This is a genomic window from Buttiauxella sp. JUb87 (genome assembly GCF_004361975.1).
Taxonomy (GTDB): Bacteria; Pseudomonadota; Gammaproteobacteria; order Enterobacterales; family Enterobacteriaceae; genus Buttiauxella; species Buttiauxella ferragutiae.
In genome coordinates this window covers 1523427-1538624 of sequence record NZ_SNVY01000001.1, presented here as the reverse complement: position 1 = coordinate 1538624, position 15198 = coordinate 1523427, and the positions used below count along the sequence as shown (strand labels likewise).

General features: G+C 51.7%; 17 protein-coding genes and 1 tRNA gene. 11 read left to right on the top strand and 7 right to left on the bottom strand.

Going from position 1 to position 15198, the window contains the following annotated elements; genetic code table 11:
* Window positions 1–8 precede the first annotated feature (8 nt).
* Window positions 9–935 carry a catechol 1,2-dioxygenase gene (catA, locus tag EC843_RS07260; RefSeq protein ID WP_121815149.1) on the top strand — a complete coding sequence of 309 codons (927 nt, stop codon included), beginning with the start codon at window positions 9–11 and terminating at the stop codon, window positions 933–935.
* Between the two features lie 111 nt (window positions 936–1046).
* Here the strand turns inward: catA and EC843_RS07255 are convergent, their stop codons facing one another.
* The 3 genes from EC843_RS07255 to EC843_RS07240 form a co-directional block, all read right to left on the bottom strand.
* On the bottom strand, window positions 1047–1478 hold the full coding sequence (locus EC843_RS07255) for a hypothetical protein (protein WP_083963319.1): 432 nt from the start codon (window positions 1476–1478) through the stop codon (window positions 1047–1049).
* A gap of 470 nt (window positions 1479–1948) precedes the next feature.
* Window positions 1949–2488: a DUF2058 domain-containing protein gene (locus tag EC843_RS07250; protein ID WP_064544677.1), complete on the bottom strand. Its 540-nt coding sequence runs from the start codon at window positions 2486–2488 to the stop codon at window positions 1949–1951.
* A 502-nt stretch (window positions 2489–2990) separates the two neighbouring features.
* Entirely contained in the window at window positions 2991–3917 is a 927-nt protein-coding gene (locus EC843_RS07240) for a LysR family transcriptional regulator (RefSeq protein WP_064544681.1), read from the bottom strand.
* Window positions 3918–4085: 168 nt separating this feature from the next.
* Between EC843_RS07240 and EC843_RS07235 the strand changes: the two genes are divergently transcribed.
* Both EC843_RS07235 and EC843_RS07230 read left to right on the top strand, forming a co-directional pair.
* Window positions 4086–5459, top strand: coding sequence for an MFS transporter (locus EC843_RS07235; protein ID WP_064544683.1), 1374 nt, complete (start codon window positions 4086–4088; stop codon window positions 5457–5459).
* Window positions 5456–5911, top strand: coding sequence for a type II 3-dehydroquinate dehydratase (locus EC843_RS07230; protein WP_064544685.1), 456 nt, complete (start codon window positions 5456–5458; stop codon window positions 5909–5911). The genes EC843_RS07235 and EC843_RS07230 overlap by 4 nt, the downstream gene beginning before the upstream one ends.
* 149 nt (window positions 5912–6060) lie before the next feature.
* On the opposite strand, the gene EC843_RS07225 is transcribed toward EC843_RS07230, so the two are convergent.
* From EC843_RS07225 to EC843_RS07210, 4 genes are all read right to left on the bottom strand, one after another.
* On the bottom strand, window positions 6061–6585 hold the full coding sequence (locus tag EC843_RS07225; protein WP_133521980.1) for a GNAT family N-acetyltransferase: 525 nt from the start codon (window positions 6583–6585) through the stop codon (window positions 6061–6063).
* 3 nt (window positions 6586–6588) lie between these two features.
* Window positions 6589–6858: a DUF1778 domain-containing protein gene (locus tag EC843_RS07220; protein ID WP_133521979.1), complete on the bottom strand. Its 270-nt coding sequence runs from the start codon at window positions 6856–6858 to the stop codon at window positions 6589–6591.
* A gap of 517 nt (window positions 6859–7375) precedes the next feature.
* Window positions 7376–7450, bottom strand: a tRNA-Arg gene (locus EC843_RS07215).
* Window positions 7451–7652: 202 nt separating this feature from the next.
* Window positions 7653–8606 (bottom strand): formate/nitrite transporter family protein, encoded by a 954-nt coding sequence (locus tag EC843_RS07210; RefSeq protein WP_121815159.1) that lies wholly within the window; start codon window positions 8604–8606, stop codon window positions 7653–7655.
* A gap of 205 nt (window positions 8607–8811) precedes the next feature.
* Here EC843_RS07210 and ccmA point away from each other — a divergent pair, with 205 nt between their 5' ends.
* The 8 genes from ccmA to EC843_RS07170 all read left to right on the top strand — a co-directional run bounded on the left by ccmA (window position 8812) and on the right by EC843_RS07170 (window position 15198).
* The gene (gene ccmA, locus EC843_RS07205) at window positions 8812–9420 is read left to right on the top strand and encodes a cytochrome c biogenesis heme-transporting ATPase CcmA (protein ID WP_133521978.1); all 609 of its coding nucleotides are present in this window, start codon (window positions 8812–8814) and stop codon (window positions 9418–9420) included.
* Entirely contained in the window at window positions 9417–10076 is a 660-nt protein-coding gene (gene ccmB, locus EC843_RS07200; RefSeq protein ID WP_064544691.1) for a heme exporter protein CcmB, read from the top strand. The genes ccmA and ccmB overlap by 4 nt, the downstream gene beginning before the upstream one ends.
* 117 nt (window positions 10077–10193) lie before the next feature.
* Window positions 10194–10931, top strand: coding sequence for a heme ABC transporter permease (locus EC843_RS07195; RefSeq protein WP_133521977.1), 738 nt, complete (start codon window positions 10194–10196; stop codon window positions 10929–10931).
* Window positions 10928–11140 carry a heme exporter protein CcmD gene (gene ccmD / locus EC843_RS07190; protein WP_133521976.1) on the top strand — a complete coding sequence of 71 codons (213 nt, stop codon included), beginning with the start codon at window positions 10928–10930 and terminating at the stop codon, window positions 11138–11140. Before EC843_RS07195 ends, ccmD begins: the two co-directional genes overlap by 4 nt.
* Window positions 11137–11616 (top strand): cytochrome c maturation protein CcmE, encoded by a 480-nt coding sequence (gene ccmE / locus EC843_RS07185; RefSeq protein ID WP_064544697.1) that lies wholly within the window; start codon window positions 11137–11139, stop codon window positions 11614–11616. Before ccmD ends, ccmE begins: the two co-directional genes overlap by 4 nt.
* On the top strand, window positions 11613–13565 hold the full coding sequence (locus tag EC843_RS07180; RefSeq protein WP_064544699.1) for a heme lyase CcmF/NrfE family subunit: 1953 nt from the start codon (window positions 11613–11615) through the stop codon (window positions 13563–13565). Before ccmE ends, EC843_RS07180 begins: the two co-directional genes overlap by 4 nt.
* Entirely contained in the window at window positions 13562–14119 is a 558-nt protein-coding gene (gene dsbE / locus EC843_RS07175) for a thiol:disulfide interchange protein DsbE (protein WP_064544701.1), read from the top strand. Before EC843_RS07180 ends, dsbE begins: the two co-directional genes overlap by 4 nt.
* Window positions 14116–15198 (top strand): cytochrome c-type biogenesis protein CcmH, encoded by a 1083-nt coding sequence (locus EC843_RS07170; protein WP_064544703.1) that lies wholly within the window; start codon window positions 14116–14118, stop codon window positions 15196–15198. The genes dsbE and EC843_RS07170 overlap by 4 nt, the downstream gene beginning before the upstream one ends.

Genomic DNA, 15198 nt, shown 5'->3' with positions numbered 1-15198 from the left:
AATATAAAATGACAGTGAATCCAGTAAAAACATCTGAATTAGAAAAGTTACTTGCTATCAGCAGCGGGTTAGTTTCACAGCAAGGCAACGAGCGCTTAAAAGTCATTCTGCATCAAGTGCTGGGTGATATTTGCCAGACCATCAAAAAATACGATATTACCGATGAAGAATTCTGGCTGGCGGTTAATTACCTGAATGAATTAGGCGAGCGTAAAGAAGCGGCATTATTAGCGGCGGGTTTAGGGCTGGAACATTATCTGGATATCCGTGCGGATGAAAAAGAAGCGGCAGCCGGAATTGAAGTGGGAACCCCTCGCACCATCGAAGGCCCGCTGTATGTGGCAAATGCGCCATTAAGCCAGAATTACGCGCGCATGGATGACGGCACAGAGCAGGCTGAAATCATGTGGTTACAAGGCAAAGTGACGGACTCCAACGGCAAGCCAGTTGCTGGGGCGGTTGTTGATATCTGGCATGCCAACACGTTGGGGGGATATTCATTCTTTGACCAGTCGCAAAGCCAGTATAACTTACGTCGCCGCATCCAGACCGGTGCCGATGGCAGCTACGCCGTGCGCAGTATTGTACCGTGCGGCTATGGTTGCCCGCCAGATGGCCCAACCCAAAAACTGCTGACTGCAGTGGGTCGCCATGGCAACCGCCCGGCGCATATCCACTTCTTTGTCTCAGCGCCTGGTTATAAACATTTAACCACCCAGATTAACCTGAATGGCGATGCTTATTTATGGGATGACTTTGCTTTTGCCACCCGTGAAGAATTAATTGCCGACCCGCTTAAAATTACCGACACGCACATTGCAGAACAGCGCAAAATTAACCAGCCGCACACCGAAGTGAATTTCGACTTCACGCTGGTGGCGGCAAGCGATAATAGCGATGAAGCCAAAATTAAAAGAATGCGCGTGATGGAATAACGCTTTTAGCGTTAATAACAGAGTATAAATGGTGGATGGCGCTATCGCTTATCCACCCTACAAAACCTATTTCGTAGGTCGGGTAAGCGTAGCGCCACCCGACAAAATCATCTAACCGTGCAAAAATCGCGGTGCCTGCAAATCCTCGACCAGTTCATTGATTAACTCAAATAACATGCCAGTTAATGCGCGGTTCACATCTGCCGAATGGGCGCGGCTTAATAATGTTTGGGTGAGCGCGTGGCAATACTGGCGCTGTATTTCTGAATCGTGATTCACCTGTATTTTGACTTCTTTTTCGACGGTGAGGCATTCCACCAGATAAGCAGGCAGCGGCTGCTCAAAGGTGGTTTTCATCACTTCCAGACAGTGCGCAATTCGCCCGCAAAGCGCTTGTTGTTCGGTTACTGTTTTGCATTCGATCAGCTCATCGGCAAGCAATTCGCAGACATTGAGGATCTGGAATAAATCCATGCTGGCGGTAATGGGGGAAAGCAGGGCGTTGCTGGAGTGCAGCTGAGAAAAATTTTGAGCTGACATCATGATGATTGTCTCCGTAGCGAGAGTTATAAACTTCGTCACCACCGGAGTTCCTACGCTCAAGTTGGTGGCGCTAATGGGGGTAGGAATACCAGACTCTCTACGATAGCTGGCCAACCCGAAGGTTGCCCCATCAGCGCCACCGTTGATAAGGATAAAGGTGTGCGAGTGCTGCGACAATCAAAAAGACGCTAACGCCATGATTTCGCCATAGAGAGTACTCAGGTTCCTACGCCCGACACCAGATTTTGCTGGTGCGCAGAAAGAATACGACCTAAGGTTTGCAGGTGACAAGTCAGATTGTTGGGTTTTCAGCGTTGCATTTGTGCGATGCGAGACTGCTCGCAAAAGGGGAATTTAGTGTTAATGAAATTCAGGGCTACGAACAGTGATACGATTTATTGAGATGAGGGCAACGGAGTCAGCCCGTTGCCCTAAGAGATTCTGACCAGCTAAACACCTGGAAATCTTGACTACCACATCAAATCATCAGGAACGATGAAATCTGCGTATGGATCTTCTTCGTCCTGCGCTTCCTGGCTGAGCGCGCTATTCAATACAATATAGCTCGCATCACGCTGGGCAATTTTATCGGCGACACTCGCGGGGATAATCGCGTATTCACCGTCAGGGTTACTGTCTGTAACCAGACGAGCGATGGCGAGGCGGCCATTAGTTAATTGAGTTTGCGTTACCTTATCCACATAGACTTTTTTAATTAAATTATTATCTGTGAAGTTGTAACCAATATCACCTTTTGAAATAACAATTCTGTTCATTTCAATGAGTTGCTTTATCTGCGCTTTTAATTCTTTAGATAAAGTAGCTTGCTTTTGTTGCTCGCTTAACTGTTTATCACGTTCGATCTGTGCCTTTTTATTTTCTTCCACAGCCTCTCTTGCCTCACGAGCCTGAACCCGCGATTTTTTAGCCGTTCTTTGTACTTTCGCTACTTTTTTACTGCTGACTAAGCCAGCTTTAAGCATCTGTTCTTGTAATGTGAGTTTTGTCATGTTCGTGTCTAAAACCAATAAAAAATGTTGAGGGGATTATACCTTTAATTTTCGAGGCTGTGCGAGGTTGTAGGAGCCAGAGTGCATCAGTTTGGTTTAACGCCTTGTAAGGCTGTGGTTTGGCGGTACCTGATGTGTTGCACGAGTAAAAATCACCCGAATGCATGATTTTATGTGATGCAGATCACGTTCATGGTGAGGTGTTCCTTGTGAACACATCGTGACACAACCAGATAAGGTGGTCAGAAATGAAATATTATTTTGCTGCTTTGTTGTTATCTGCCATTGCCGCACCTTGTTATTCGCAAACTGTGGAGACCGAGAGTAATCAACCTGTCCCTAAAAGGACCAGCACCAGCGAGTATCAGCTCCAACACGCCCAGTCTTTCGGACCGGGAGTATTGGAGCTTGATACGGAGTGTTACAGCTTACCGAAGCCGGAGCATCAGCCCGGTGTAAATTGTGTCCCTGATTATTAAAACTCGGTCTTCCCCCAGTCATCTCATGGCTGGGGTTTAGTTCCTGTCTTTTTCATCTCAGCAGCCTCATCCCAACCGTGGGCTTCATTGATAAAGTGCAGCACTGCGCTTGAACGCTCATCAATCCTTGAAATCAACAACAGCTCACTCACCATTTCCGGTTGATCCAGCGGCACAATCCTTATCCCAGGCATGGTTAAGTGGGTGATGGTTTCTGGCACGATGCTCAGCCCAATGCCTGCAGCGACCAGGCCGGGAATACTCATCAGCGACGGGACATACATAATGTTCTCAGGGTGCAAATGGTTTTGTCGGCACGCCTGAAGAGTATGTGAGGTCAAGCCGATACCGGCAGCGTCTTGCAAAAACACGAATTTCTCGTGGCGCAGCGTCGACAGGTCACCGGTAAAACTATCTGCCAGCTCGTGGTTATCCGGGATCAGCAACACCAGTCTCGACTTGCTGAATTGATGAATGCGCAGACGGTCCGGCAGGTGATCTTTAAACACCCTGGCAAAGGCCAGATCCAGTTTATGGTCGATCAACATTTCGAACTGCGCGCTAATTCCCGCATCCACCAGCGAGACTTTGACGTCGGGGAAGGTGCTGAAGTAGTGCCGCAGTAATTGCGGCAGGTTGGCCTCGAATAACGCCGAGTGATAGCCGATGTTTATCTCACCCACCTCGCCACGCCGGGCACGCCGTGCTGCGGCAATCGCCAGCTTACCGGACTCGATGGATTGCCGCGCATGGGGCAAAAATGCCTCGCCCGCCGCGGTCAACACCACGCCACGGTTTTCCCGCCGAAACAGTGCCAGCCCAAGCTCAGACTCAAGAGTACGCATTAACTGGCTCAGTGCGGGTTGCGCAATGCCCAGTTGTTCGGCCGCCCGGCTGAAATGCTGCAAATCTGCGGCGACAACGAAGGCTTTCAAATGACGTAGTTCCATAATCCTCAGTGATAAGTTGAGCTTATCTATTTATCGTAATTTTGATAATTATTCTGCAGAGGGGATGCGCTAATGTCTACTGACTTCGACGTTTCCTGCGTGCACCTGTGCCGGAGCGGAGTGGTATGGATATCCTGCAACCATAATAATTAAAGGACCACTACCTCAATGAATACAACAACTCACGCGAGTCATGACCTACGCATGCCCCGCAAAGCGGTCACCGCCGCGACCATAGGTACTGCCCTGGAATGGTTTGATTTCACGCTGTATGGCGCGGTGTCAGCAACCATTCTGCCTAAATTGTTTTTCCCGGCGATGGAGCCGACCGCCGGTTTGCTCGCCTCGCTTGCTACCTTCGGTGTGGGTCTGGCCGCTCGCCCTGTGGGCGCGATCACCTGCGGTTATCTCGGTGACAAATTGGGTCGTCGCAACCTGATGTTGGCAACCGTGACACTGATGGGTCTGGCATCAGTACTGATGGGCTTGTTGCCGACCTATGCCCAGGTCGGTATTTGGGCACCCATATTGCTGGTTATCCTGCGAATTATTCAAGGTTTCGCGCTGGGCGGTGAGTCCACCGGGGCACAACTGATGGCGCTGGAGCACGCTTCTCCAGACCGACGCGGGCGTTATTCCGGCTTACTCGGCCTGTGTTCACCACTCAGTCAGATACTGGCCAACGGCGTGTTGATGGGGCTTGCCGCGACACTATCAACTGCGCAATTCGAAAGCTTCGGCTGGCGCATTCCCTTCGTCATGAGTTTCGTGCTGGTGGTGGTCGCCATCTTTATCCGGCTGAAAGTCGACGAAACCCCTGCGTTTGTCGCCCTGAAAAAGACGCCGGTCAAGCAGGAAAAAAGCCCGCTCAAGACCGCGGTAGGCAGCCACTACAAAACCATCCTGCGCCTGATGTTCTTCTTCTGCTCGCCAGCGGCGCTGTTCTATCTGATTGTGATTTTCTCCCTCAGCTACCTGACCAAGCACCTCGGCTTTAGCCAGTCGACAGGCTTTATGTCACTGATGGTGGCAAACATGTGCGCGATTTTTGGTGCGCTGGCGGGAGGGTATTTGTCCGATCGTTGGGGGCGCAAAAAAGCACTGGCCTTTGGTTCGTGCATGACCCTGCTGATCCTGTTCGTCTACTTCCCGATCCTCAATACATTAAACGTCGCGGCGATCATGGCTGTTATGGGGTTGTTCCTTGGCTTCACCCAGTTTCAGAGCGGCATCCAGCCCGTGGCCTTCGCCGAAGCGTTTCCAACCCAGGTGCGTTATTCGGGTTCCGCACTGGCCTACACCGGCGCAAACCTGGTGATCGGTGGCCCGATGCCGATGATCGCCGTGTGGTTGATGAGCCAGTCGAACAACTCGCCATGGCCTCTGGTGACGCTGTGCGCTGCTATCAACCTGATCTCGCTTGCCATGATCCTCATTGGCCCAGAAACCCGCGGCATCGATCTGAATACCGTCGCAGCACCTGACACGGAAGCAAATGCTGCTTCAGCTCTCTTTTCAAATAACACAATAGGACGACCATGAACCGCACCGTCTTCATCCTTAACGGCCCAAACCTGAACCTGTTGGGTCGTCGTGAGCCGCACATTTACGGACACACTACGCTCGAGCAGATACGCCAACGCAGCGAACGGCTCGCCGGAGAACTTGACCTGGTATGCGATTTTCGCCAGACCAACCACGAGGGCGTGATGGTCGACTGGATTCAGGAAGCCTTCGAGCAGGGCGCTGCGGTAATCATCAACCCGGCCGGCTTCTCGTTTCATTCGATTCCGGTGCTCGATGCCCTGAAGATGCTCGACACACCGCTGATTGAACTGCATCTGTCGAACATCCATGCCCGTGATGAACTGCATCGACACTCAATTATGTCGGGCGTGGTCAATGCCGTGATTTGTGGCATGGGGGCCGACGGTTATCCTTTGGCGATCCGCGCCATAGATGATTTGCTGCGCAGGCAGGTGGTTAACAACTGATCCTTTTTCGCCGGATGCATGCAGGGCGGTCCAGAGGCAGATAAGTGCCGGGGCCGCCTTTTCATGTTTTCAGTTGCAAGCTTAGGAAGCAAAACGTCAGCGATTGGGGAATAGAGTCTGGAGGCGACGGGATGTATTGGGACTTCTCGTTATTGGTCTTCAAACAGCTTTTCGATGGACTTCGTTGGATAGAAAAGCGAATTTTCGTTACTTCCTGTAAGGGCAATGAAACCTAGTTTTAAGTAGAATTGTTTTGCCCGCGCATTTAGAGCATCAACAAATATTCCATGTACACCAACCGCCAGGGAAGCCAGATAAACGACGTTCATCGCATGCGTGACGAGTGTGCTTCCCCATTCTTGTCCCTGAAGGGATTTGTGAACGGCCAGGCGACCCAATGTGACACCTGGAACATTGGCATAAGGCACTTTCCGCTTCAGTGAATTCGATGGAAGCGTTTCCTTTTCAAAAAAGCTACCAGAAAGAGTGTAATAACCGACGACCTTCGGATTCGGCTCTTTAGTCAGAAGCAAATAACCCCGCAAAATTCGACCACTATGCTGGCGTGCAAGATGTGCAGTAAGAAAATTATTTAGCGACTCCTCACCACAATCGAAGCCCGAAAAATCATATTCGATATCTTCTGAAAAAATCTCAATGGTCAAATTAGCCACGTCCTACTCCATGTTTTGTAGACGCTTAACAGCTCGATTCAGCCTCTCATTCGGAGCAGGCGGATTGCTGATGGCATCCATCACAAGGTTCCATGATTCTTTGTTGAGGAGCAGACGACGATGCTGCTCAATAATTTCCGCTGCTCGTTCTGAGGCACTGGCAACCATAAACTGGGTAATCGTCTGGTTGGACATGGCTGCCGCTTCTTCGATCATGCTCTTGTCGTCATCGGTTAATCTGAGATCGATGCGCTGTTTCTTCAATGCTGACATTACGTGCTCCTTGCCTGTTCACGCTATGCGGCAGTCATTCTCTTCGCTTCAGTTATTCAAAGAGATTTAAACTCATCTGAATTGTACGGCTTAATTCCGTACGTCAACTATAGAAATCGTCGACAAATCATTCAACTCGTCATTTTTAAATTATGAGTTCCGGATCCCGCGAATGTGTTCTGGAGACGCCAATACCACAGCTAACTCAGAGGTGAATAACGTGTTTAATTAGCTTATCTTACGCTCGCTGGTTTTCAGGTGACAAGTAGAATAATGGGAGTTACAGCGTTGCATTTTTGATGTGCGAAGGGGCTCGCAAACAACAAATTAAGACTGGATTAGTAGGGTGGATAAGCGGCAGCGTCATCCACCATTTGCTGCATATTGTCGGAAGACGCTTCGCTTTTCCGACCTACAAAAAGCGGATGTGAGAAGACGTTGAGATACGGAAATATGGTTATGTGGCTTGATTTATTGGGTTTTTGTAGTCTTGAGTAGACGATGGGATATATGTGAATGGTGTCCCCTGCAGGAATCGAACCTGCAACTAGCCCTTAGGAGGGGCTCGTTATATCCATTTAACTAAGAGGACTCATACCCTTCATACTTTAAATTGTGGAGGTGTTGGCTGCATTCACAAACCCCAGTCACTTATTCAAGTAAGCTCCTGGGACTTTGTTCTCTTGCCGCCTACCCACAATTCAAATTATTTTGGGTATTGCGGGCAGTAGTATACCCGCTTTTAGAGCGGAGTTAAGGGGCAAACAGGCTGATTGCCTGAAACGTAACCAGTTTTATCTGCGTTGCGCCTGTTTTCCGCTTTTGCCGTCTTCCACTTCCTGTTTGCGTTTTGCTTCAGCTTTCGCCTCGGCTTTCTTCTTATTGCTCATATCGTTACGGATTTGTGCGTGGCTGATCAGCGCGAAGATAAATGTTCCGCCGCAAATGTTGCCTGCTAGCGTGGGTAATGCGAATGGCCAGAAGAAATCGCTCCAGTGGATGGTGCCGTTAAAGACCAGGTAGAGAATTTCTACAGAGCCGACCACGATGTGGGTTAAATCACCCAGTGCGACCAGCCAGGTCATGATGATGATCACCACTATTTTTGCCGCACCCGCCGCCGGGAACATCCACACCATGGTGGCGATAATCCAGCCGGAAATAATGGCGTTGGCAAACATTTCACCTGCGGTGTTGTGCATGACTTCCATGCCGATGGTGACGAAAGCATCCCGCGTTTCTTCGTCGAATATTGGCATATATTCAAACGCAAACGCGGCAAGCCCGGTGCCGATAATATTACCCAGTAGCACCACGCCCCATAAGCGCAGCAACAGCAGGAGGTTTGCCCCGTTGGGTTTGTGCATGACAGGCAGTACGGCGGTGACGGTGTTTTCGGTGAACAACTGTTGGCGCGCCATGATGACGATAATAAACCCAAAGGTGTAGCCGAGGTTTTCCAGTAAAAAGCTGCCGGGTACACCTTCGAGATTGACGTGAAATACCCCTTTCGCCAGCAGCGATGCGCCCATCGATAAACCCGCCGCAATCGCCGACCACAGCAATGCCATCGCGTCCCGTTCTAACTCTTTTTCACCGTCCTGACGGATATGTTCGTGGATGGCCATCGCCCGCGAGGGTAGGCGTTCCTCATCGACTTCTATCTTTTCGCCGTGATCTTTCTCATCACTTTCGACCTCGATGGCATCGGTGGATTTATCGATTTTGTCTTCTTTTAATTCATCCATATTTCGGGGCACTCGCGGGGTGTTTGTTTCTTTAAGCGTAGCGGTTTTTAGCTCTGTGCCTCCTGGCGTCAGCTAATTCGACTTAATTTTGATCCAGGGGGTAAGGATTACCTCTTTTGGAGTACCGCAACGGCGCGAGCCAATCTGGAGCAAAGCCTATGATGTGTTATGATTTTGCATCCCGAGACAAGGAGCGACTCCTCAAATGCTTGATGCGATTAACCTGACCTGCGTACGTGATGACCGCGTGTTATTTAGCGAGTTGTCGTTTAGCGTACGCCCAGGTGAAATGGTGCAAATCGCCGGGAAAAATGGTGCCGGGAAAACGTCGCTGTTGCGGATTTTGGCGGGGCTGGCACAAGCTGAGGATGGCGAAGTGAAGTGGCAAGGGGAAACGTTATCCCGCGCGCGCGAACACTATCATCAGGATTTGCTGTGGCTCGGGCATCAGCCCGGTATCAAAACGGTTCTCACCGCCTTTGAAAATCTCAGCTTTTATCACGCGCAAGGTGCGGAATCACTACGTTGGCAAGCACTTACTGAAGTGGGTTTACTGGGGTTTGAAGATGTCCCGGTTCACCAGCTTTCGGCCGGGCAACAACGGCGAGTGGCGTTGGCCCGTTTGTGGTTAAGCGCACACAAACTGTGGATTCTGGATGAGCCTTTCACCGCCATTGATGCCGCGGGTGTAGAAAAACTCACGCATCAGCTCCAGCGCCATACCGAAAATGGCGGCATGGTCATTCTTACTACGCATCAGCCGCTGGCGGTCGACAATCTGCGCCAGATTCATTTGCAGGAGAAACGGGCATGATGCGCCGGATTTTTCTGCATGAACTGCGAGTGGTGTTCCGCAAAGGGGCGGAAATCGCCAACCCGTTGTGGTTCTTTCTGATCGTTATCACGCTGTTTCCACTGGGGATAGGTCCTGAGCCGCAATTACTGGCGCGCATTGCGCCGGGTGTGATTTGGGTTGCGGCGCTGTTGGCGTCGTTGCTGGCGATGGACAGGCTGTTTCGTGATGATTTTCAGGACGGTTCGCTTGAGCAACTGATGTTGTTGCCCATCCCTTTGCCGATGGTGGTGTTAGCGAAAGTGACCGCTCACTGGGTGGTGACCGGTTTGCCATTGCTGATCCTCTCGCCGCTTGCCGCTTTGTTGCTCGGGCTGGATTTTTACGCCTGGAAAGTGATGGCGTTGACGCTGTTGTTGGGGACGCCAACGTTGAGTTTTTTGGGCGCCCCAGGCGTGGGGCTGACGGTGGGGTTGCGGCGTAGCGGTGTGCTGCTGAGTTTGCTGGTGCTGCCGCTGACTATTCCGCTGTTAATTTTTGCGACCGCCGCTATGGACGCAGCCTCTATGCATCTTCCTGTTGACGGTTATATGGCTATTCTTGGTGCATTTTTGGCGGCCAGCGCGACATTAAGCCCGTTTGCTACGGCGGCGGCGCTGCGTGTGAGTGTGCAATAGATTTGTCGGATGACGCTGCGCTTATCCGACCTACGTGAAACATTACATATCAATATTTTGTAGGGTGGATAAGCGCAGCATCATCCACCATTGTTTTGATTTCGTGAGCAAATAATTATGTGGAAATGGTTACATCAGCTCGCTAAACCCGAGCGGCTTTATCAGCTTTGCGGGCGTCTGGTGCCGTGGTTTGCGATTATCAGTGCGGTGCTGCTGGTGGCAGGTTGTGTCTGGGGTTTTGGATTTGCGCCTGCGGATTATCAACAAGGCCAGAGCTATCGCATTATGTATCTTCACGTGCCTGCGGCGATCTGGTCGATGGGTATTTATGGCTCGATGGCGGTGGCGGCGTTTATTGGCCTTGTCTGGCAGATGAAAATGTCTGACCTCGCCGTGGCGGCGATGGCGCCAGTGGGCGCGGTGTTTACCTTTATCGCGCTGGTGACCGGTTCTGCATGGGGTAAACCGATGTGGGGAACCTGGTGGGTATGGGACGCGCGGCTGACATCCGAGCTGGTGTTGCTGTTTCTCTATATCGGCGTGATTGCGCTGTATAACGCCTTTGATGACCGCCGCCTGGCGGGGCGCGCGGCAGGGATTCTGGTACTGGTCGGCGTGGTGAACTTGCCGATTATTCACTACTCGGTGGAGTGGTGGAACACGTTGCATCAAGGTTCAACTAACATGCAGCAAAGTATCGACCCTTCAATGCGCACTCCGTTGCGCCTGACCATTTTCGGTTTTCTGATGCTGTTTGCCACGCTGACGCTGATGCGTTTGCGTAACCTTATTTTGCTTCAGGAGCAGCGCCGCCCGTGGGTGATGGAACTGGCGAATAAAGGGAGAAACTCATGACCAGGGCATTTTTGAATTGGGGTGATTTTTTTGCCATGGGCGGCTACGCGTTTTACGTCTGGCTAGCTGTCGCGCTGACCTTTATCCCGTTGCTGCTTTTGCTGGTACACACTCGTGTGCAGCGTCGTGCCATTTTAAATGCGGTCAGACGCCAACATGCGCGGGAAAGGCGCATACAGGCGGCACAACATGCAGAGGGAACTGAATGAATACTCGTCGCAAAAATCGACTCTATCTGGCGCTGTCTGTGCTGGTGGGGTTAGGGCTCACTATCACGCTGGTGTTGTATGCGCTGCGCAGCAATATCGACCTGTTTTATACGCCGAGCGAAATCCTGTATGGCAAAGGTGAAAGCCATCAGTTGCCTGAAGTGGGGCAACGTTTGCGCGTTGGCGGCATGGTGCAACCGGGCAGTGTGAAGCGTGATAAAGATACGCTAAAAGTCACCTTCAAACTTTACGATGCCAGCGGCGTAGTTGACGTCAGTTTCGATGGCATTTTGCCAGACTTGTTCCGCGAGGGGCAGGGTGTGGTCGCACAAGGCGAGTTTGAGGCTGGTAATAAGATTGCCGCCAAAGAAGTGCTGGCAAAGCATGACGAAAATTACACCCCGCCGGAAGTGAAAGAAGCGATGGATAAGAACCACCAACGCGCCCCGCAGGCCTATAAGGATAACGCCTCATGATGCCAGAAATTGGCAGTTTTTTGCTTTGTCTGGCACTTGGCTGGTCATTGTTACTCAGTGTTTATCCGTTGTGGGGCGTAAAGCGTAATGACTCGCGCCTGATGGCCTCTTCGCGTCCGTTGGCCTGGGCGCTGTTTATCACGCTGTGCGCCAGTTTCCTGGTGCTGGTGAATGCCTTTGTGGTGAACGATTTTACCGTGCTGTATGTGGCGAATAACTCCAACAGCGAGTTGCCGGTATGGTATCGCGTTGCCGCCACCTGGGGCGCACATGAAGGTTCGCTGCTGCTGTGGGTTTTGCTGCTGAGCGGATGGACGTTTGCGGTGGCGTTGTTTAGCCGCAGCATGCCGCAAGATGCTGTCGCACGGGTGTTGGCAGTGATGGGGATGATTAATTTCGGCTTCCTGCTGTTTATCATTTTCACTTCTAACCCATTTACCCGCACGCTACCGGATTTCCCTATCGAAGGGCGCGACCTGAATCCTCTGCTGCAAGACATCGGGCTGATTTTCCACCCGCCTTTACTGTATATGGGGTATGTCGGTTTCTCGGTGGCATTTGCATTTTCGATTGCCGCACTGATGGCCGGGAAACTCGATTCGGCCTGGGCGCGCTGGACACGCCCGTGGACTTTAGCGGCGTGGTCATTTTTAACCATCGGCATTGTGTTAGGTTCGGCCTGGGCTTATTACGAGCTGGGCTGGGGCGGCTGGTGGTTCTGGGACCCGGTTGAGAACGCATCGTTTATGCCGTGGCTGGCGGGAACGGCGCTGATCCACTCCCTTTCAGTGACGGAAAAACGTGGCAGTTTCAAAGCCTGGACGGTGTTGCTGGCGATTACCGCGTTCTCTCTGTGTTTACTCGGCACTTTCCTGGTGCGTTCGGGCGTGTTGGTTTCGGTACATTCGTTTGCATCCGATCCGGCACGCGGCATGTTTATCCTCGCTTTCCTGGTGATTGTGATTGGCGGCTCGCTGCTGCTGTATGCGGTGAAAGGCAGCAAAGTCCGTTCACGCGTCGGAAATAGTCTGTGGTCGCGGGAATCCTTTTTACTCGGCAATAACGTGCTGTTGATCGCCGCCATGCTGGTGGTGTTGCTGGGCACGCTGCTGCCTTTGGTGCACAAGCAACTGGGGCTGGGCAGTATTTCTATCGGTGAACCGTTCTTCAACACCATGTTTACCGCGCTGATGGCGCCGTTTGCATTGTTGCTCGGCATTGGCCCACTAGTGCGCTGGCGTCGTGATGAACCACAAAAGCTGGTGCGCAGGTTGGTGGTTGCCGTGGTGGTGACCGTGGCGCTGGCGTTAACTTTGCCGTGGCTAATGCAAGACCGCATCGAAGCGATGACTGTGGTCGGTTTGCTGATGGCGGTATGGGTGTTTGTGCTGGCGTTAACCGAAGTCTACGAGCGTGCTACGTATCGCCATGGTTTGCTGAAAGGCTTATGGAAATTGCCACGCAGCCACTGGGGCATGGTGTTTGGCCATCTGGGGCTGGCGGTGACGGTGGTGGGTATCGCGTTTAGCCAGAATTACAGCATCGAGCGCGATGTGCGCATGAAAGTCGGCGACAGCATCGACATCCACCAGTATCACTTTGTGTTCCGCGATGTTCACGAACTGAACGGCCCAAATTACCGTGGCGGCGTGGGGATTATCGACGTCACACGCAATGGCAAACCTGAAGCCACGCTGCACGCTGAAAAGCGTTTCTACAACAGCAACCGCGCCATGATGACCGAAGCGGCGATTGATGGCGGCGTGACGCGTGACCTGTACGCCGCGCTCGGTGAAGAGCTGGATGACGGCAGTTGGGCGGTTCGCCTCTATTACAAACCTTTCGTGCGCTGGATTTGGATGGGCGGAATTTTGATGACGCTCGGCGGGCTGTTCTGCTTATTCGACCCGCGTTATCGCCAACGCAAAAACATGCCGGAGGCCGCATGAATCGCAAAGTCTTATTTATCCCGCTGGTACTGTTTTTACTGCTGGCTGCGATGCTGCTGTGGCAACTGGCGCGTAATGCGCAGGGCGATGACCCAACCAATCTGGAATCGGCGTTGATTGGCAAGCCAGTGCCGGTGTTTCGTCTCGAATCGCTTGAAAATCCTGGCAAGATTTACGACCAGTCTGTGCTGACTGATGGCAAACCGTTGTTGCTTAACGTCTGGGCGACCTGGTGCCCAACTTGCCGCGCCGAACATCAATACCTTAACGGCCTGAAAGCGCAGGGCGTGCGGGTGGTCGGCATGAACTATAAAGACGATCGCCGCAAAGCCATTACCTGGCTGAATGAATTAGGTAATCCTTACGCGCTGAGCCTGTTTGATGGCAACGGGATGCTGGGGTTAGATCTGGGCGTTTATGGCGCGCCGGAAACCTTCCTGATCGACGGCAAAGGGATCATCCGTTATCGCCATGCCGGTGATCTTAACGATCGCGTCTGGCAACAGGAGCTGAAACCGCTGTGGGAAAAATACAATAAGGAGGCTGGCGCATGAAACGCGGTTGGCTAATTCTCATCGCATTCCTGTTCTCCTTTAATGTTCTGGCGGCGATCGATACTTTCCAGTTTAAAGACGAAGCGCAAGAACAGCAGTTCCGCCAGCTCACAGAGCAACTGCGCTGCCCGAAATGCCAGAACAATAGCATTGCCGATTCTAACGCCATGATCGCTTCAGACATGCGTTTGAAAGTTTATGAACTGCAACAGCAGGGGAAAACCAAGCAGCAGATCATCGACTATATGGTGGAACGTTACGGTAATTTCGTGACTTACGAACCGCCAATGACGCCCGCAACGCTGATTTTATGGGTACTTCCGGTGTTGTTTGTGCTGGGCGGTGCGGGTGTGATTGTGAGGCGCAGCCGCAAGCGGCGGGTGCATTTTAGTGACGAGCCTGAAAAAGCAGCGCTGCCTACCGTCAGTAAAAAAGCCCATTTTTGGTTTTTTGCACCGGGAGCGGTGATTTTGCTGGTCGTGAGTTCGGGCGTTTATCTGAAAACGTCGGATATAAAGCAGGTTCGAGCCTGGCAAAAAGTCTCAAATCAGACACCTCAACTATTGCAACGTGCTTTAGACCCGCAAGCCAGGCCGCTGAATATGCCGGAAATGGCCAATCTCGGTCTTGGATTACGCACGCAATTACAGCATGAACCTAACAATATTGAGGGCTGGATGATGCTCGGACGTATTGGTATGGTTCTTAATAATGCATCAACCGCTACACAAGCCTTTGCTCATGCGTATAAACTGTCGCCCACTAACGATAATGTAAAGCTGGGCTATGCTGAAGTATTGACCCGTAGCGGCGACCCGCAGGATAACCAACTGGGTGGTGATCTGTTGCGAGAGTTGCTCAAATCGGATCATACAAATGTTCGCGTTCTAAGCTTGTTGGCGTTTAACGCTTTTGAGCAGCAACATTACTCTGAGGCAATAGGTGCATGGCAAATCATGTTGCGAGTTCTGCCAGCAAATGACTCGCGTCGCGCTGTGGTGCAAAGAAGTATTGAGCAGGCGACCGCAGCGCTTGCTGGCGGGGGCGGCACCAAACCTGAGAGCGTAGAACAGCAATAA